The sequence below is a fragment of the Paraburkholderia sp. SUR17 genome, assembly GCF_029536165.1.
Taxonomy (GTDB): Bacteria; Pseudomonadota; Gammaproteobacteria; order Burkholderiales; family Burkholderiaceae; genus Paraburkholderia; species Paraburkholderia kururiensis.
Genome location: NZ_CP120509.1, coordinates 2,713,732 through 2,730,865, shown reverse-complemented (window position 1 = coordinate 2,730,865; position 17,134 = coordinate 2,713,732). Strand labels below are relative to the sequence as shown.

The window sequence follows — 17,134 nt, the reverse complement described above, 5'->3', positions numbered from 1 at the left end:
CGGTTAGAACGAATCAAGCAAATCAGAACGAATAGAGGAACTGCGCGGCGAGCAAATCATTGCTGCGCGAATAGCTGCCGTCGTTCATCAGGAACACGGGGTGGTTCGCCTGGTCGTGGCGGTATTCGAGCTTCACGGTGATCTGGTCGGTGGGGTAGAACAGCAGGTCCGCGGTGAGGTCGTAGCGGCGCGCGCCCTTGCATTCCGTGCCGTTTGTCGTGGAGGCGCGCCAGCACGCCGGGTCGAGGCCGAAGCCGCTCGTCGGGTTCACGGACGGCACGGACCCGGAGAGCCCGTAAGCAATGTTCGGCGCGCCGCCGCCGTTGGCGGAGTTGTCGAGATAGTCGAAGCGCAGCGTCGCGCCCATGTGGCCCAGCCACGCGCTCGTCCACTTGCGGTGGCCTTGCAGCGACAAGCCGTACCAGCGCGCGGTGCCGCCGTTCCATGCACCCTTTTGCTGCTCGCCGTAATCGAGCTGTGCGTTGAGTTGCAGCTTGTCGCGTGTGTAGGTGAGGTCGGTTTCGATGTAACGCATCATCCCGAACGGCGACGACGAGTTGCACTGGTAGCCGTACCCGCTCGCGCACGGCGAGAGCAGCGTGCTGCGGCCAACCATGCCGGCCACGCCGATGTCGAGCGCCGTGGAAGGCACGCTGTCGTAGCGCACCACGAGCGAGGGCAGCCAGTTGCTGTGCGACGTGTTGTTCGGGCCGGAGGCCACGGTGCCCGCCGTGTGCAACTGCTCGTTGGCAACGAACACCTGCCAGAAGCGCGTCATGGTGGCGTTGTTGCCCTTTACGCCCACGCCCAGGATGCTGCCGGGCTCGCTGAAGTCGAACAGCAGGTTGTGCGTGAGTGTGACCATCTGGTTCGAAGGCTGGAACTCGTAACCGATGGGGCTCGGCACGAGGCCCGCCACGAGCGTGGTGAGCGAATTGAGCGGCACGGTGGCGTCGGCCTGCGTCACGATGTTGTTGCCCACGCCGCCGCGCTCGTTGGTGAGGCCATTGCCGGCACCGCGATTCGGCTCGATCACGAGTTCCGCGGCAGGCGCGAGCGGTCCCACGCCGAAGGTCTTCTTGATGTCGAGATAGACGTCGCCGATCGTGCTCTCGTAGTAGTCGTAGACGCCCGCGTTGTGGTTCAGGAACTGGAAGCTGCCCGCGCCGCGCGCACGGTTGTAGAGGTAGACCGGGTCGATGTAGCCCGTCACGCTCAGGCCCGCAATGGGACCGTGCGTGGCGGCGTCTTCGAGTGCGTCGGTTTTCAGCGAGAGGTTGTTGATCTGCTCGCGCATCTGGCGCACGTCGTCGTTCGCGAGCGTGGTGGTTTCGGACGCGATCGGGGTGGGCTGTGCCGCTGCGGGCGCTGCGTTTGCCGAAGCCGTTGCCATTGTCGAAGCCGCAGGCGCTGCTGCCGTTGCCGCCGCCTCGCCGTGCGTATTCGGCCTCGATTGGCTCGCGCGCTGCTCGGCCTTGAGCGTTTTTACCTCGGCCTGGAGTTCGGCGATCTGTGCGCGCAATGCGCCAAGCGCTGCGTCGAGCTTGTCTGCCCTGCCGGCGGCGTCGCCCGTGCCGGCCGCGTGTGCCGTGGCCTCGAATGTGAGGGCGGCGATGAGTGCCATTGCCTTGAGTTTCACGGTAAAGGTCCCGTAGAAATGAGCGTAAATGAGCTGTGGAAAATGAGCCGTAGAGACGAGCCGGCCCTGGCCGCGTGCTGGCGCAGGCGGCAAAGGGAAGGCGAGCGGAATCGAGAGTGGTTGAGGCGCTGTGTGTCGTGTTGTCAGCGCGAGGCGCCTCGCGCCATGCGCCGGCGCTAGTCGGCCTTGTACTGCTGCCAGAGCCGCGTGATGAGGCGGTTGAGGTCCGTGGGCAGCGGCTTGACGGGTTGCAACTGCGCGAACCGCTCGGCGGTGGGGAACACGGCAGGGTCGGCCAGCACCTCGTGCGGCACGAGGCGGTTCGCGGACGGCACGGCCGTGGGGTACGACGTGTCGTTGGTCAGGTTCGCGCTCTCCTGCTCGGAGATCACGAAGTTGATCCACTTGAGCGCGGCCTCGGGATGCGGCGCGTCTTTCGGAATGGCCATCACGTCGAACCAGATGGGGCTGCCTTCCTTCGGCAGCACGTACTGGATGTGATACGAGCGATGCGAGTCCAGTGCCGCGCGCCGCGCGACGTTGACGTCGCCTGACCAGCCGAACGCGATGCAGACGTCGCCGCCCGAGAGGTCCGAGATATAGCTGCCGGTGCTGAACTGCGAGACATAAGGGCGAATCGCCTTGAGCACGCCGAGCGCATCCTGATAGTCGCGCGGATTGGTGCTGTTCGGGTCGCGGTGCATGTACATGAGCGCGGCGCCGAACATGTCGCGCGGCGAATCGAGCAGCGAGATGCCGCAATGCTTGAGCTTTGCCGCATTGGCCGGATCGAACAGCAGCGCGAGGCTGTCGAGCGGCGCGTCTTTGCCGAGCGCTGCTTTCACGCGCTCCACGTTGATGCCGAGGCCGTCGGTGCCCCACGTCCACGGAATGCCGTAGTGGTTGCCGGGGTCGTCGGCGCTGAGCATGGTCATGAGCCTGGGGTCGAGCAGCGTGTAGTTCGGCAGCTTCGTCCGGTCGATAGGGCGGTAGACGCCGGCCTGCAGCTGTTTCGTCCAGAACGCGTCGGAGGGCACCACCACGTCGTAGCCCGCGTTGCCCGAGAGCAGCTTCGCCTGCAACGTTTCGTTGCTGTCGAACTCCTGGTAGACGACATGGATGCCGGTCGCCTTCTCGAAGTTGGCAACGGTTGCCTTGCCGATGGAGTTGCCCCAGTTGTAGACGTTGACGACTTCGGGCTCGGCATGGGCGCCCGCGCAGAGCGTGGCGGTGAGCGCCAGTGCGACCGTTTTGAAGCGCACTCCGAACAGATTTTTCGCTTTCACTTTTTTCTCCATCCCGCGTTGACCGGCTGCGTGGTTGACGGTGTGCTTGACCGTTGAATGCAGTGTACGAACGCGAAAAAGGCACGTCTGTCCCCGTCACGGGGGGACAGACGTCATGGGTCGTCCTGCCTTCTCAGGCGGCGTCCTCATAGGCGACCCGTTTTTGTCGTGGTATGCATGCGCGAAACAACGCTGGATCAAGAGGCAATCCTATGAATTGTGCCGACGTGCGGGAGACCGGCTCGCCCACGAGCGCCACCATTGCGCTGCCGCGCTTGCCCGAACTGCCGCAGCTCGTGAACATGGTGGACGCGCTTGCGCCCGTGCTGAGCGCGGTGGGCACGCCGGAGTTCGTCGCGAGCCTGTACGAGTGCGTGGTGCGTTTCGTGGACTGCGACGCGCTGCATCTGGAGCGCAGCAGCGCCGATTCGCCCGCCTTCGAGGTGGACTGGATCGGCAGCCACGGCACGCGGCCCGACGACATCCGCCGCATCATGCAGGTCTACTTCGAGCGCTTCGTGCAGCGCGACAAGGCCGTCATGCGGCAGGAGCGCGGCGAAGACATCACGCTCACGCAGATCTCGGTGTACGGCATAGAAGACGGCGAGCTGCGCCACAAGGTCTACGACGCCGGCGACATTCACGACGAGTGCATGCTCGCACGCACCGCGCAGGGCGAAAGCTATCTGATCTCGGTGTGCCGCTCGCGGCGGCTGCCCGCGTTTTCGATTCGTGAGCTGAGCGTGCTACGGCAGTTGGGTCATCTGCTGTTGCCGCTGGCGGCGCTGCATGGCCGTGTGCCCGACGCGGCGCAAGGCGGCGCGCCGGCCCGCTCCACGGGGTCGGATGCGCTTGCCGCGTATTTCGCGCAGCAGCGCGTGAATCTCTCGTCGCGCGAGGCGACGGTGTGCCGCGCGTTCCTGCAGGGCATGACTACGGATTCGGTGGCCCGCGCGCTGGGCGTCAAGCAATCGACCGTGGAAACTTACGCGCGGCGCGCGTTCGCGAAGCTCGGCGTGGCCTCGCGGCGGGAGTTGCTGGCGTTGGTTTATGCGTGAATCGAGGGAGGAGCCGGTGCTTGGGGGAACGCGTGATCGAAACCGGGTCGCCGGTATGCGCGCAGGCGATCATCGAAGACGATGGGATTTTTACGTGCGCTCGTAGCGAGAAGACGATTGACTAGCCGCAATTTGCCTGCGGCAGCCCGCCGTTCCCGTTTGGTCGCGTTCCCGTGCAGGCACGGGCTGTGCCGGTAAAAGCGGCGTGGGACGCGCATCAATACATATCCTTCCCCACACGCCTCGTTGCATGTCGATGCCTCGCAGATTGTTTACGCGTCCCACATTACATTGCAAACAATAGTCAAGCCCCATAGACGCGTGGCGCCCTGTTCCGGTATGACTGGCAGCTGATCTGTCATTCATTTCCTGCCGGACAGGGAGAGCACCGTTGACTCCTGCAACAGCGTATTCCGATGCCGCCGCACGCGCGGGCATCACCATCCACCCGTTCTACAGCCTGGACCTGAAGGGCACACCAGCCGCCGCGCTCGCGGACGTCTACGCGTTCGATGGCGAGCGCGGCATCGGCGAGCCGACGAAGTACACGATCCAGTTCACCCATCCCCGGCACGACCTGTCGCGTAGCGATTTCCTGCACCGTGTGGGCGCGTTCGTGATCCAGCCGCCACCCGTGGACCGCTGGAGCCAGCCCGAAGAGGCGCGGCGCGTGCAGGGCGTCGTCACGGCCTTCGCGCTGAAGGCCAGCAACCGCGACCAGTCGCTCTACGAGATCGTGCTCGAATCGCGTCTCGCCCTGCTGCGCAACGCTCCGAAATGCCGGTTCTTTCTGGACATGTCGATTCCGGAGATCATCGAACAGGTTCTTCGCGAACATCACTTCGACAGGCTGCTCGCCGGTTTCGAGTTCCGGCTGCACCGCACGTATCGCAAGCGCAGCTTCGTGATGCAGTGGGGCGAAGACGATCTGGCATTCATCACCAGGCTGTGCCGCCGCTCTGGCATCTGGTTCGTGTGCGACACCGGCGAGCGCTGCGAGATGGTGCGCTTTGGCGATGACTACGCGTTCTACCGCAGGGACCCCGCCCGCCTGACCGCTGCCTACCGGCCCCTGAGCGGACTGGAAACCGGCGGCGTCGAGTCGGTCAGCACACTCGAAATGCGCGCGAAGAGCGTGCCCGCAAAACACACGGTACGCACGTTCAGCACCGAAACGCCGGTTTCGGAGCCGGTGGAGGCGGCCAGCCCCATCCACAATGACCCCACCACCTACGGCGAGGCCTATACGTGGGGCACACCGGACCTGAGCGAACAGGAAGCGAAGGAAGAGGCGCAGCTACGGCGCGAGGCGTCGCTGGCTGAACAGATCGGGTACCACGGCCAGTGCGACATGCTGGACCTGACGCCCGGCAGTGTGCTCAAGCTCTCGAACCACACACTCCCCGACGCGAAACACGGGCTGCTCGTGGTGCGCACGACGTGCCGGGCCGCGCGCAGCGAACCGTATCACGTGAAGTTCGACGCGATTCCGTCCGACCGCCAGTACCGGCTGCCGCTGAAGGAAGAGACGTGGCCCAGGATTCACGGGGTCATCACAGGCACGGTTGCCTCGTCGGGCGGCTGGCGCGACCCGTATCTGGGCGGACAGGGCGACTACATCGTCCATATCCATTCGGACCGCGACAGGCGTGTTCCTGGCCTGCAAAGCTGCCCGATGCGGCTGGCGAAGCCCTTCGCCGGGCCGGACCAGACCGGCTTTCACTTCGGTCTGATCGAGGGAACCATCGTCACCATCGGCTTTCTGTGGGGCAATCCCGATCTGCCCTATATCAGCCAGGTGCTTCATACGGCACAGCACACGGACCCGATTGTCGCGGGCGTGCCCTGGGGCACGCGCAACACGATCCGTACGCGCTCGAACAACACGCTGGAGATGGACGACCGCGAGAACCGCGAGCGTATCAAGCTGGCAACCGAGCACGGCAAGACACAGCTGAACCTGGGCTATACGGTTGACCGTAACCAGAAGGAAAGAGGAGCGGGCTTCGAGCTGCGCACAGACCAGAAAGGACACGTGCGCGCGGGCGGCGGTGTGCTGGTATCGGCCGACATGCAGGAGAAGGCGCTGGGCCTTCAGACCGACATGACGGCCGCCACGAACCAGTTTGCGCTCACGCAGGCGCAGGCCCAGGGCATTGCCGAAGCGGCCACCGTGGCGAAAGCGGACGTGGCGGACCTGAAGGCGGAAAACGCGTGGCTGAAGGAGGAACTGGCAGACCTGAAGAAGGCTGTCATTGCGCTGTCCGCACCGCACGGCATTGGCCTCGTGACGCCGGACCGCGTGATGGTTTCGGCGGGCAAGGACGTGAGCGTGGCGACCTCTTCACGGTTCAACGCCACGGCGCTGCGCAACGTGGCGGTTGCGGCGGGCGAGGTGCTGTCGCTGTTCGCGCACCGGCTCGGCATCAGGATGTTCGCGGCGCGCGGGAAGGTACAGATACAGGCGCAGTCCGACGCGATGGAACTGGTGGCGCAGAAGAACGTGCAGATCACGAGCGCGGACGGCACGGCTACGGTCAATGCGGCCAACGGTGTCGTACTGAGCGGCGGCGGCACGGCCTATATCAAGGTGCACGGCGACCACGTGGAGATCGGCGGGGCGGGCAGCCTGATCCTGAAGGTGCCGGACATCAGCAAGCAGGGGCCGGGGGCGCTGTCGCTGCCGGTGCCGAAGTTTGGGCGGATGGATGTCGCAAACGACGAGCGGTTCATCCTGAGCGACGGCATCACGGGCCGCCCTGTCGCGAACCGCCCCTACAGGATCGAGCTTGCCGATGGGCAGATCGTTGAGGGCATCACGGGTGAGCAGGGCGAGACCTCGCTGAGCCGCAAGGACGTTGCCCAGGGACTCAAGCTCACCCTGCCGAACCACAAGGAAGTCTGATTCATGAACGACAAGACCAATCCGCCCGATAGCGCGGCAGACAGTGCCGATGCGCCGAAGCCCTACCGGCATTCAATCGCCACGCGCGTCGTGCCGATGCAACGCGATCACCTGGGGCGGCCGTACTGGGAGTCCTATCACACGCCGTCGAGCTTCGAGGTGCGCGCCGAGTGCCGGATACCGCCGCACATGCCGGGCGTCATCATCTTCGTGCATGGTGTCAATTCCACGGGCGAGTGGTATGACGCGGCGGAACAGGCATTGTGCGATGGATTGAATGACCGGCTGAACCGGCCGGAAGGCACAAAGCTGATAGCCAACACCTACACGGACGAACCCGAGCGGGAAGGCTATGCCCGAATACGTCGAATAAAGAAGGTGGGAAACTCACCGGTCATCCGCTTCTACTGGGGTTATAAAGCGAAGGATGGTGAGGAACGCAACTGGCGCATCCCCCTTCGTAATCCGAACGATTTCGATTTCTGGGCTCCCGAGTGCACGAACCAGAAGGGGCCGTGGTACTGGGGCGGTGGTCCTTTCCAGAACGGCACCAACAATCTGCCGCAACTATGGAGCGACGAGGGCATGAAGCGCCACATCATGGACTTCGACCTGGAGATCCTCAATCCTGAACTCGATCGCCAGATGCAGGACGCGCCGCCGCGTACCTACTACGCGCACGCGGCCCAGCGACTGGCGGACCTGATCGATCGGATTCGCGCCGAGTGCCCGCGCGATACGGTGACGGTGATGTCGCACAGCCAGGGAACGATGATCGCGATGGCCGCCACAGCGCTTTGCCAGAAGCGCGCACCCGATGCGCTGTTCGTGATGAACTCGCCGTATGCGCTTGACGACAAGATCACTGACGCTCTTACTGCTGGCATGTTTCGCCCCACTGCGGAGGCGCGTGTCCAGACCTTACGCAACATCGCGAATCGCATCAGGAGCGAACGGCGGGTATTCACGGATGCGGAACTGAAGCAGTTGCAGTGCGGCGCGTCTGAAGACATGGACTTCTGGCGACCGGATAACAGGCGCAAATCGGGTCCGCACGAGCGCGACAATCACGGCAGGCTGTACGTGTATTTCACGCCGCATGACAGGGTCATGGGAGCCACGCCGCTGCAAAGCATCGGCTGGCAGGGTTTGCCGGACAAACTGCTCTCGGAACTGGGCGATACGGTCAAACAGCGCATGCTGGCACGTGGCACGCCCGTGGGCGACGCGCCCGGTGTAAAGAAGTTCGGCACGCTGCCCCTGATCCAGAAGCCCGTGCCCGGTGTCAAGCCCGACGCGTTCTGGAACGGCAACCGGCAGACGCCGCTGGGCGAACTGTGGGTAACACCCCATCCGGACAAGACCGTCGCGGTCAACGCCGAACAGGTGCCACACCCCGTCACTGCTGAGGAGATGAAGACCTTCGAGGATTCACGCGTGGTAGCGCCTGAAATGGGCAAATGGGTAAAGAACCCCATCGACCCGAACAGGGGGCAATACGCGGACCCGGATTACCGTTTCTTTCGCTCGATCTATCAACCGGAGTGGAAACTGGATGCCAACCCGTTGAGCCCCATTGGCGTGAGTCTGGACAAGCAGACCCAGGATGAAATGCTCCAGCAGCATGACCACTATCACGCCGAGCCGCCCAACCATAGCACCGTACCGGAGCGGCAGGACTTCATGCGCCGGGTGGTGGCGTACGACCTGCCGGTGGGCTTCTGCGACGCCTACGAAAGGCCGGCGTTCTGGACCCGCCTGATGCAACTGGCGGACTGGACCCTCGGATACGACACGTACTTTCAGACGGGCGTACCTAAAACGGTCGAGAAGCCGAAAGCGATTGACTGGGACACAGCCAGCGGCCTGAATGAAGCCGCGATAAAGAAGCTGAACGCCCAGGCGAAAGGACTATCGTCCACCAAGCGCGAGGATATCGTTTATGGCGACTAGCCGAATGCGCTGTGCAATTGCACTGGCAACCGTGACGGTCGCGCTGCAAGGTTGTTCCGGGAAACCCCAGGAGCCGTATGTTTTCACGCTTGGGGATTTTCTCGATGCAAAGGAACTGCCTTACGATTCGCCGCCACAGGTCATTTACCGGATTGACGATCACCGCTTCGTGACGCTTGAACATTACCGGGACTGCAACTACGGTCAGGCTTATTACAACGATACGCGCGCGGGCATAAAAACGGGTCTCGGCAGAGCGAGCGTCGAGGACTATCAGGGGCGGCTCATCAATGCCGATTCAACGGGCAGAAATCTGGCGTTCCCGTCCGGTGCTCCGCCTGGTTTAGGTACGTCCGATCATGGAGTTGAGGTCGGTTTGCTGTATTCGACTGATGGCGGAAAGACATTTGCCGCGATGGGCTATATGAAGCATAGCTTTAATCCATTTGAAGACTCGAAAGACTATACGGTCGCAGTGACGAAGGACAGCCTGTTCATTTCCCAAAGCATCAGTAAAACAGCAGATGCCGTTGAAGTTGACCGTTATCCGCTTTTTCCTGGTTTCGTTTATGAGGCGAAGGAAAAACTTCCCGAAGGAAAACACATAGAGTTCGACACGAAGATGCCAGATGGACTGCGCACGCCATCCGGACAGGACCGCATCATTTGCGATCCGTCGATCAAGCCTACCAATCCCGACGCACCGCTGGCTCCGCAGTGAGGCATCGGGACCGATTACAAAGCAGTGACCAACATCATCATGAAACCCCCCGTATGCCTGGGCGATGCGACAACGCACGGCGGCGTTGTCAAGACCGCATACCGTTATGTACGCTCGATTTATCAACCGGAGCGTACCGTGACGACGGAGGACATTTACAGCTCGACGCGCACGACCCGTCTTGAAACACAGGACGAAATGCTGGAAAGACTCGACACCTATCTCGCCGAGCCGCCCAACCACAGCACGCTGCCGCAGCACGAAGCTTTCATGCGTCGCGTGGTGGCCTACGATCTGCCGGTCGGCTTTTGCGATTCGCATGAGAGGCCGGCGCTCTGGACCCGCCTGATGAAGCAGGCCGACTGGACGCTGGGCCATGACGATTACTTCGGGTCCGGCGCGCCTCAAAGCATCATCAAGCCGCCGCATATCGATTGGGATACGGTCGCCGAAGAGCAAAGCAGGGCCGAAACCGAACAGCTCAGGCAGCAACAATGGAAGGGGGCTTGATGAGATACGTCGCTGCCACAATCGCGCTGGTCGCTCTCGTGCAGGCGTGCACGGCGCAGCCTCCAGTGCGCCCGGTTTTCAGACTTGCAGATTTTTGGAGTTCGAAGCTCAAGGAGTTGCCGTATGACTCCCCGCCCCAGGTAATCTACCGGATCGATGACCACCGGTTTGTAACGCTGGAGCATTATCGGGATTGTTATCACGGGGACTCGTACTACAACGACACCCGTGATGGCATCCGGAAGTACCTAGGGCGAGGCCTGTTCGAAAACTTCCAGGGGCGCGTCATTAATGCCGATCCGTCCGCAACGAATATCGTTTTACCGCTCGCCTATCCACCGAGAGCCTTTTGCGGTAACGGCGAAAAAGGCTGCGTCGTGCCTTTATGGTATTCGACAGACGGCGGGAAAACCTTCCATTCCAAGGTGTACATGGATCACAGCTTCAACGCGTTTGAGGACTCGAAAGACTATACGGTAGCGGTAACAAAGGACAGTCTCTTCATTTCTCAAAGTATCAGCAAAACGACAGACGCCGTTGAAGTTGAGCGTTATCCGCTCGTTCCTGGTTTTGTTTATGGAACGAAGGAAAAGCTTCCTGAAGGAAAGCGCATAGAGTTTGATACCAAAATGCCAGCCGGATTGCACACGCCATCCGGCCAGGACCGCATCATCTGCGATCCCTCGATCAAGCCGACCAATCCCGACGCTCCGCTGGCTCCGCAGTAAGGCGTCGGGCTTGATTACACAGCACCAGGAAACATCATCATGAAACCCCCCGTATGCCTCGGCAATGCGACCACGCACGGTGGCGTCGTTAAAACCGCATCTTCAACGTTCAACCTCGATGGCAGGAAGGTCGCGCTGTGGCGCGACATCGTGTCGTGCCCGCAGCACGGCGATAACCCGATATGGAAGGGGGCTTGATGAGATACGTTACAGCCACAATGGCGCTTGTCGCCCTCATGCAAGGGTGCACTGCACAGACGCCGGAGCACGCGAGCTTCGGACTCGGAGATTTCATGAGTTCGGCGCTCAAGGAATTGCCGTACGACTCCCCGCCCCAGGTCATCTACCGGATTGATGACCACCGGTTTGTAACGCTGGAACGTTACCGTGATTGCAACCACGGAGAAACCTACTACAACGACACCCGTGCCGGCATCCGGAAGCACGTGGGTCGAGGCCTGTTCGAAAACTTCCAGGGGCGCATCATTAATGCCGATCCGTCTGGAATGAACATTGTTTTGCCGCTCGCATATCCGGATGGACTGATTTGTGGCAATGGCGAAAAAGGCTGCGTCGTGCCTTTCTGGTATTCGACAGACGGCGGGAAAACCTTCCATTCCAAGGTGTACATGGATCACAGTTTCAACGCGTTTGAGGACTCGAAACGATACACGGTCGCCGCCACCCAAAATAAGCTCTTTGTAGCTCAGGTCGATTACGGAGACGAGAATGGCGATCCTTATGTGACAGAGTATCCGCTAGTTCCTGATATCGACCTGAGCAAGCCATATCCCCCAGGAATCCACGGCTCTACATTTATGGCCTCGAAGCGACCAGGCATTTTTTCAAAGCTCAAGACGCCTTCGGGCCAGGACCGGATCATCTGCAATCCCTCCATCAAGCCGACCAATCCCGACGCGCCGCTGGCTCCGCAGTAAGGCGTCGGGCTTGATTACACAGCACCAGGAAACATCATCATGAAACCCCCCGTATGCCTTGGCGATCCAACCACGCACGGCGGCGTCATCAAAACCGCGTCGTCAACGTTCAACCTCGATGGCAGAAAAGTCGCCCTGTGGTACGACATCGTGTCGTGCCCGCAGCACGGCGATAACCCGATCATCGAATGCGCAGAGGGCTACAGCGAAGACGGCCGCAAATGGGCCGTCCATCTGTGCCGCACGCAGTGCGGCAGCCAGGTCATCGCCCGCAGCACGGGAATGAACATCGAATGAGCCGGACGTGGGTTATTCCGGACGTGGCCGAGCGCGATTACGACCGGCTGCCGTCGATCTGGTGGTGCGTGGTCGCCTTCATCATCATCCAGACCGCAGGCATTCTCATCACCGTACTGACGTGGGAGCAGGGCAAGCCGGTCATGTCCGGCCTCTTCTTCGTACGCGCCCTGCTGATGCCTCTGCTGGTGTGGGGCGCGGTGTGCGGGATCATCTATTCCGGGTACGAAGATTCGATCGGTTGCGCGGACTGGTGGAATTTCCTGTGCCGCAGCGCGCACGTGGACTGGCGCTACTGGACACAGGCGCATGTCGCCATCGTGCGCAGTATTGCGCTGACGCCCGAGCCGGAACTGGCCGAACGCCTGCTCGGCCTCGAAGGCAGTCCGCCGGCCAATCCAGGCGCGGTTCTGTCGTTGCCGGCAGTGGACGGCGCAGCCGGGGTATCGCGTCTTTCGCTGATCGTCGAGCAACTGCTCACGCCGTTCGTAAGCAGCGTTTCGCGGCTTGCACAGAGCCGGACGGTCGAAGTCATCCTGCAATCGGCGGCGAAGGACGACCTCACCGAGCTGCGCACCGTATGGCAGAAGCTGAACCTGTCTGACCTGGTGCAGTTTGGATGGCTGCCCTGCGATGCCGGGCACACCCGTATCGAGACATGGTTCGAAGAAGGCTGGAGCGCCGATTTCCGGCTACTGGTCGCCTGCCAGCTCCACGAGGAAGATGCGGAACCGTCGTGGTCGGAAGCCGCGGTGGCGATGCTGCTGACCCGACCCAGCGTGATCGACAGCTTCAAGGGAAAACTGCGGCCACAGGCGCGCCTGTTCCGGCCCATTCCGACGCCCGCCGATTCGGTGGAGGAATCGCTCGGGACACTGCTGGCTGCTGGACAGACGCCACGCGCGCGAATCCGGAACGGCTGGCTGGGCGGTCTGTCACCGCAGGGCCGTCATGCGGTGACCGGGGCGGTGCGCGAATCGGGCCTCGACCTGCAGGTGCATGACCTGGATTGCGCGACGGGTCGACCCGGACCGGTGAGCCCGCTGCTGCTCCAGGCACTCGCCGCACAGATGGTGGCTCATGGGCAGGGCACCCAACTGGTCGCCGCGCCGGCTGGCCAGCGGCTGACGCTGAATCTCGTCGGCGTGAATCCTTCGCCGGTGCCGGAGGTCGAGCCGCCCTACATGCGCATGCTGAGCCTGTCGGTCACGGCTGGCGTGAGCTGCGTGCTCGTCCTGATGATGTTCCTGCTTGAGGCGGCGGGGGCATCGCCGGCATGGTTCTGGATGTGCATGTCGGGCTTCTTTCTGATGTTTCTGATCCAGGCCGGTGGTTCGATACTGCGGCGTCGCCTGCTGGATGACGACTTCCGCCGTGCGCTGTGGCGTTCCGGCGCGCGCGCGTTAGTGAGCGTTAGTGAGCGTGACCTGTGGCGGGAAATCGAGCACCGTTGTCGCACCAGGAACACAGCGCCTGCTCCGATCCCGGCCGCTTCGTCCGGGCCGCTTTCCTGCTGTTCCCGCCCCCCGCCGTGCTCAAGCCCTGAAGATCTGCGCCGTTAACGAGGTTACCGGAGCAGTTATCTGACAACTTTAGGACTTGCCGCAGCATGCGCAACATAACGGTTCGAACCAGCCTCCTCGTCGTACTCGTCATCTTCGGTTTGATGATTGTCGTGGGCGGCGTGATGGGCGTCGTCGCGTTGAAGGTGGCGAACGGCAACGCCCAGCGCCTGCACGAGCTCGCCAGCCAGACGATTCTCGCTAACGACGGCTACAAGGACAGCACGCGCACACGGGCCGCGATGGTGCGGGCCTATTCCGCGCTCAAGGAGCAGAACGACACCGCCACGCGCGATTCGGCGCTGCAAAGCGCAAAGAAGACCTTCGACCTTTCCGCGGCGGAAACCCAGGCGCTGCGCCAGGCGCCTGCCATCGAAGGCGTGCCGGACGACCTGAAGCAGCAGCTCGTGGATTCGTCCACGCAGCTCGCCGCGGTGCTCGCGCGCGCTTCGGACGCGCTGCGCAACGGCGACACGGCGGCCTACGCCGACATCAATGGCCGTGACATCACGCCCGCGGGCGCGGCCTATTCGGCAAGCGTCGAGAAGTTTCAGCGCCTTGCGAACCAGCTTTCGCAGGACACGCTCGCGCAAGGCAACGTGACCTACGCGTGGATTGTCGGCATGGTCTTCGTGGGCGTGGGGCTCGCGCTCGCGCTGATCGTCGTGACGCATTTCGCGTTGCGGCGCACGGTGTGCGCGCCGCTGGCCGAGGCAGCGGGGTTGCTGGATCGCATGGCGTCCAACGACCTGACCGTGCGCGTGCCGGAGGCCGGCCGCAACGAGATCGGCCAGTTGTTCGCCGCCATGCTGCGCATGCAGTCGGGCCTCTCGCACACGGTGGCCGGCGTGCGCGACAGCTGCGAGGAAATTCACCGCGCGGCGCGCGAGATCGCGGCAGGCAACCTCGACCTGTCGAGCCGCACCGAGCAGCAATCGGCGTCGCTCGAAGAGACGGCAGCCAGCATGGAACAGCTGACCTCCACGGTGAAGCAGAACGCGGGCAATGCGTCGCAGGCAAGCGCGCTGGCCACGGGCGCCGCGGACCTCGCGCAGCGCGGCGGCGACGTGGTGGGCCGCGCGGTGCGCACCATGAGCGACATCAGCGGCAGCTCGCAGAAAATTGCCGAGATCACCGGCATGATCGACAGCATCGCGTTTCAGACCAACATTCTCGCGTTGAACGCCGCCGTGGAATCCGCGCGCGCGGGCGAGCAGGGACGCGGCTTCGCGGTGGTGGCAGGCGAAGTGCGCGCGCTCGCGCAGCGCAGCGCGAAAGCGGCGCAGGAAATCAAGACGCTGATCGCCCAGTCCATGGACGACGTGCGCAACGGCAACGACCTCGTCACGCAGGCGGGCCAGACGATGAACGAGATCGTGGACGCCGTGCGCAACGTGGCCACCATCATGGGCGAGATCACGACCGCGACGACCGAGCAGACCACGGGCATCGAACAGGTGGGCCTCGCCGTGGGCCAGATGGACCAGGTGACCCAGCAGAACGCGGCGCTCGTGGAAGAGGCTGCTGCGGCGGCCAGTTCGCTGGAGCAGCAGGCGCTGTCAATGAAGGAGGCGGTTTCGGCGTTCCGGTTGGCCAGATAAGGTGAACGTGCGGGCCGCTTTGCCGCGGCCCGTCGCTCACGCTGCCAGTCTGTTCGACGGCGCGGCTGCGTCGTCCGCGTTGAAACCCGTCAGGCAGTTCAGGTCGAGTGCGCGGATCTGCTCGGTCATGAAGTCGATGAACACGCGAATGCGTGCCGGTAGGTGTTGCCGGCTCAGATAGCAGATGTAGTGGCCGCGGTCGTCGGGCGTGTGCCTGGGCAGCGCCGCCACGAGCTCGTGGGACGCAAGGTGCTCGCGTATCTGGTAGCCGGCCATCTGAGCCATGCCCCAACCGTTGAGCACCGCCTGTAGCACCAGGTCGGCATCGTTGAAAGTGAGGCGCGCCGTCGGCATGTACTTGCGCACGCCGCCGTCCACCTTGAACTCCCATTCGAATACCCGGCCGTTGGAAAAACGGAAGTTGATGCATTCGTGCCGACTCAGGTCTTCCAGCTTCTGCGGCAGGCCGTGCCTGGCCACGTAGGATGGCGCGGCGCACAGTGCCATCTGCATCGGAATCAGCTGCTTCGCAATGATGCTGGAGTCTTCGATGCGCCCGTTGCGGAAGGCGACGTCGATGCGGTCCGACACGAAGTCCGTCGGCCGGTCGTCGAGCAGCAGATCGATGACGATGTCGGGATAGCGTTTCGTGAACGTGTCGAGCAGCGGTGCGACGACCTTCCGGCCGAAGCCCACCGTCGAGCTGATACGTACGAGCCCGCGCGGCGGCCCTTGACGCAGTTCGAGCATGTCGTTCATGGCTTCCACGATGTGCGTGACGCCCTGATGGCAGTTGTCGAAGAAGCGTTGGCCTTCGCGCGTGAGCTGGGTTGTGCGCGTCGTGCGCAGAAAGAGCCGCGTGCTCAGCTGAGCTTCCAGCTTCTGCACGTTGCGGCTCACTGCCGACCTGCCGATTCCCAGACGTTCGGCGGCGCGCGTGAAGCTGCCCTCGTTCGCCACCGCCATGAACGCGAGGATGCCCGCGTAGCTCGCGCCGAAGCTGGCGGAAAGCGCCTCGCTGCGAGCGGGCAAGTCGAGACGAAAGTCGCGTTTCGATGTGTCCGATTCACTCATTTCCGCTGCTCCCAGACAGGTCGACAGGTCGTTCATCCCGATCGTGTTCGGGGCCATGCGAGGCGAGGGCGTCAGCCTTTTCGCGCCTGCGCGAGCCACGCTTCGAGGCTGATGCCGCCAAGGCGCGCGTTGCCGAGCGGCACGAGCGACTTCTCTTCGACGTGGCCGCCGTAGTAACGCGCATCGCGATCGGTTACCACTGGCCGTGCGTCGCCCACCGACTTCAGATAGCGCGCGACGATCTGCGCAAACGGCGCGCGGTCCGGCCCGGCGATTTCGACCGTGCCGTTGAGCGGCGCCTCCAGCACAATCTGCGCGACGATAGCGGCGACATCTTCGGCGGCAATGGGTTGAAAGAGGCCGTCGCCGATGCGCACCGTGCCGTCAACCGTGCCGAAGTCCGCAATGCCGCCGATGAACTCCATGAACTGCGTCGCACGCACGGTGGTGTACGGCACGCCCGACGCTTCGATGGCCGCTTCCTGGGCGACCTTGGCCACGAAATAGCCGTTCTCCGGCATGCGGTCGCAGCCCACGATGGAAAGCGCGACGTGATGGCGAACGCCCGCGGCGACCTCTGCCTTGCCGAGATTGCGAGCCGACGTGCGGAAGAAATCGAGTACGGCCTGCGGCTCCCATGACGGCGCGTTGGCCACGTCGACCACGACGTCGGCGTCGGTCAGCACGTCGGTCAAGCCTTCGCCGGTGATGGTATTGACGCCCGTGCGCGGCGACGCGGCGATCGCCTCATGGCCCTTCTCGTTCAGCAACGTGACGACGCGCGAGCCGATCAGGCCCGAACCACCAATGACGACGATCTTCATGTGAGTTCTCCAGTTGGGAAGCAATGGAAGGCGCAATG

General features: G+C 63.0%; 15 protein-coding genes. 11 read left to right on the top strand and 4 right to left on the bottom strand.

Annotated elements, in window-relative coordinates:
• Positions 1 to 22: 22 nt before the first annotated feature.
• Together P2869_RS29410 and P2869_RS29405 are read right to left on the bottom strand one after the other, a co-directional pair.
• The gene (locus P2869_RS29410; RefSeq protein WP_346833754.1) at positions 23 to 1,639 is read right to left on the bottom strand and encodes a DUF3138 family protein; all 1,617 of its coding nucleotides are present in this window, start codon (positions 1,637 to 1,639) and stop codon (positions 23 to 25) included.
• A 176-nt stretch (positions 1,640 to 1,815) separates the two neighbouring features.
• Positions 1,816 to 2,925, bottom strand: coding sequence for an extracellular solute-binding protein (locus P2869_RS29405; RefSeq protein ID WP_277598813.1), 1,110 nt, complete (start codon positions 2,923 to 2,925; stop codon positions 1,816 to 1,818).
• A 212-nt stretch (positions 2,926 to 3,137) separates the two neighbouring features.
• Here P2869_RS29405 and P2869_RS29400 point away from each other — a divergent pair, with 212 nt between their 5' ends.
• The 11 genes from P2869_RS29400 (at position 3,138) to P2869_RS29350 (ending at position 15,198) form a co-directional block, all read left to right on the top strand.
• A complete protein-coding gene (locus P2869_RS29400) occupies positions 3,138 to 3,983 on the top strand; it encodes a helix-turn-helix transcriptional regulator (RefSeq protein WP_126875328.1) in 846 nt (281 codons plus the stop codon).
• Between the two features lie 391 nt (positions 3,984 to 4,374).
• A complete protein-coding gene (locus P2869_RS29395) occupies positions 4,375 to 6,888 on the top strand; it encodes a type VI secretion system Vgr family protein (protein ID WP_277598812.1) in 2,514 nt (837 codons plus the stop codon).
• A 3-nt stretch (positions 6,889 to 6,891) separates the two neighbouring features.
• Complete coding sequence (locus P2869_RS29390) at positions 6,892 to 8,841, top strand: DUF3274 domain-containing protein (RefSeq protein ID WP_277598811.1); 1,950 nt, start codon at positions 6,892 to 6,894, stop codon at positions 8,839 to 8,841.
• Positions 8,831 to 9,562, top strand: coding sequence for a hypothetical protein (locus P2869_RS29385; protein ID WP_277598810.1), 732 nt, complete (start codon positions 8,831 to 8,833; stop codon positions 9,560 to 9,562). Before P2869_RS29390 ends, P2869_RS29385 begins: the two co-directional genes overlap by 11 nt.
• A 24-nt stretch (positions 9,563 to 9,586) precedes the next feature.
• Complete coding sequence (locus P2869_RS29380) at positions 9,587 to 10,072, top strand: DUF3274 domain-containing protein (RefSeq protein WP_277598809.1); 486 nt, start codon at positions 9,587 to 9,589, stop codon at positions 10,070 to 10,072.
• Positions 10,072 to 10,800 (top strand): hypothetical protein, encoded by a 729-nt coding sequence (locus P2869_RS29375; protein WP_277598808.1) that lies wholly within the window; start codon positions 10,072 to 10,074, stop codon positions 10,798 to 10,800. Before P2869_RS29380 ends, P2869_RS29375 begins: the two co-directional genes overlap by 1 nt.
• Positions 10,801 to 10,839: 39 nt before the next feature.
• Complete coding sequence (locus P2869_RS29370) at positions 10,840 to 10,998, top strand: PAAR domain-containing protein (protein ID WP_277598807.1); 159 nt, start codon at positions 10,840 to 10,842, stop codon at positions 10,996 to 10,998.
• Between the two features lie 95 nt (positions 10,999 to 11,093).
• Positions 11,094 to 11,738, top strand: a complete 645-nt coding sequence (locus P2869_RS29365; RefSeq protein WP_233425708.1) for a hypothetical protein — start codon at positions 11,094 to 11,096, stop codon at positions 11,736 to 11,738.
• Positions 11,739 to 11,777: 39 nt separating this feature from the next.
• The gene (locus tag P2869_RS29360; RefSeq protein ID WP_277598806.1) at positions 11,778 to 12,035 is read left to right on the top strand and encodes a PAAR domain-containing protein; all 258 of its coding nucleotides are present in this window, start codon (positions 11,778 to 11,780) and stop codon (positions 12,033 to 12,035) included.
• The gene (locus P2869_RS29355; RefSeq protein WP_277598805.1) at positions 12,032 to 13,597 is read left to right on the top strand and encodes a hypothetical protein; all 1,566 of its coding nucleotides are present in this window, start codon (positions 12,032 to 12,034) and stop codon (positions 13,595 to 13,597) included. Before P2869_RS29360 ends, P2869_RS29355 begins: the two co-directional genes overlap by 4 nt.
• 47 nt (positions 13,598 to 13,644) lie before the next feature.
• Positions 13,645 to 15,198, top strand: a complete 1,554-nt coding sequence (locus tag P2869_RS29350; RefSeq protein WP_277598804.1) for a methyl-accepting chemotaxis protein — start codon at positions 13,645 to 13,647, stop codon at positions 15,196 to 15,198.
• A gap of 36 nt (positions 15,199 to 15,234) precedes the next feature.
• On the opposite strand, the gene P2869_RS29345 is transcribed toward P2869_RS29350, so the two are convergent.
• Positions 15,235 to 16,272, bottom strand: a complete 1,038-nt coding sequence (locus P2869_RS29345; RefSeq protein ID WP_277598803.1) for a LysR family transcriptional regulator — start codon at positions 16,270 to 16,272, stop codon at positions 15,235 to 15,237.
• A 71-nt stretch (positions 16,273 to 16,343) separates the two neighbouring features.
• Positions 16,344 to 17,096, bottom strand: a complete 753-nt coding sequence (locus P2869_RS29340; RefSeq protein ID WP_277598802.1) for an SDR family oxidoreductase — start codon at positions 17,094 to 17,096, stop codon at positions 16,344 to 16,346.
• Positions 17,097 to 17,134 lie beyond the last annotated feature (38 nt).

What these genes read in the sequence shown, in the direction of transcription:
- P2869_RS29400 (WP_126875328.1), top strand. Translation starts at nt 3,138, where the DNA reads ATGAATTGTGCCGACGTGCGGGAGACCGGCTCGCCCACGAGCGCCACC.
- P2869_RS29390 (WP_277598811.1), top strand. Translation starts at nt 6,892, where the DNA reads ATGAACGACAAGACCAATCCGCCCGATAGCGCGGCAGACAGTGCCGAT.
- P2869_RS29385 (WP_277598810.1), top strand. Translation starts at nt 8,831, where the DNA reads ATGGCGACTAGCCGAATGCGCTGTGCAATTGCACTGGCAACCGTGACG.
- P2869_RS29375 (WP_277598808.1), top strand. Translation starts at nt 10,072, where the DNA reads ATGAGATACGTCGCTGCCACAATCGCGCTGGTCGCTCTCGTGCAGGCG.
- P2869_RS29370 (WP_277598807.1), top strand. Translation starts at nt 10,840, where the DNA reads ATGAAACCCCCCGTATGCCTCGGCAATGCGACCACGCACGGTGGCGTC.
- P2869_RS29365 (WP_233425708.1), top strand. Translation starts at nt 11,094, where the DNA reads ATGAGTTCGGCGCTCAAGGAATTGCCGTACGACTCCCCGCCCCAGGTC.
- P2869_RS29360 (WP_277598806.1), top strand. Translation starts at nt 11,778, where the DNA reads ATGAAACCCCCCGTATGCCTTGGCGATCCAACCACGCACGGCGGCGTC.
- P2869_RS29355 (WP_277598805.1), top strand. Translation starts at nt 12,032, where the DNA reads ATGAGCCGGACGTGGGTTATTCCGGACGTGGCCGAGCGCGATTACGAC.
- P2869_RS29350 (WP_277598804.1), top strand. Translation starts at nt 13,645, where the DNA reads ATGCGCAACATAACGGTTCGAACCAGCCTCCTCGTCGTACTCGTCATC.
- P2869_RS29345 (WP_277598803.1), bottom strand. Translation starts at nt 16,272, where the DNA reads ATGAGTGAATCGGACACATCGAAACGCGACTTTCGTCTCGACTTGCCC.
- P2869_RS29340 (WP_277598802.1), bottom strand. Translation starts at nt 17,096, where the DNA reads ATGAAGATCGTCGTCATTGGTGGTTCGGGCCTGATCGGCTCGCGCGTC.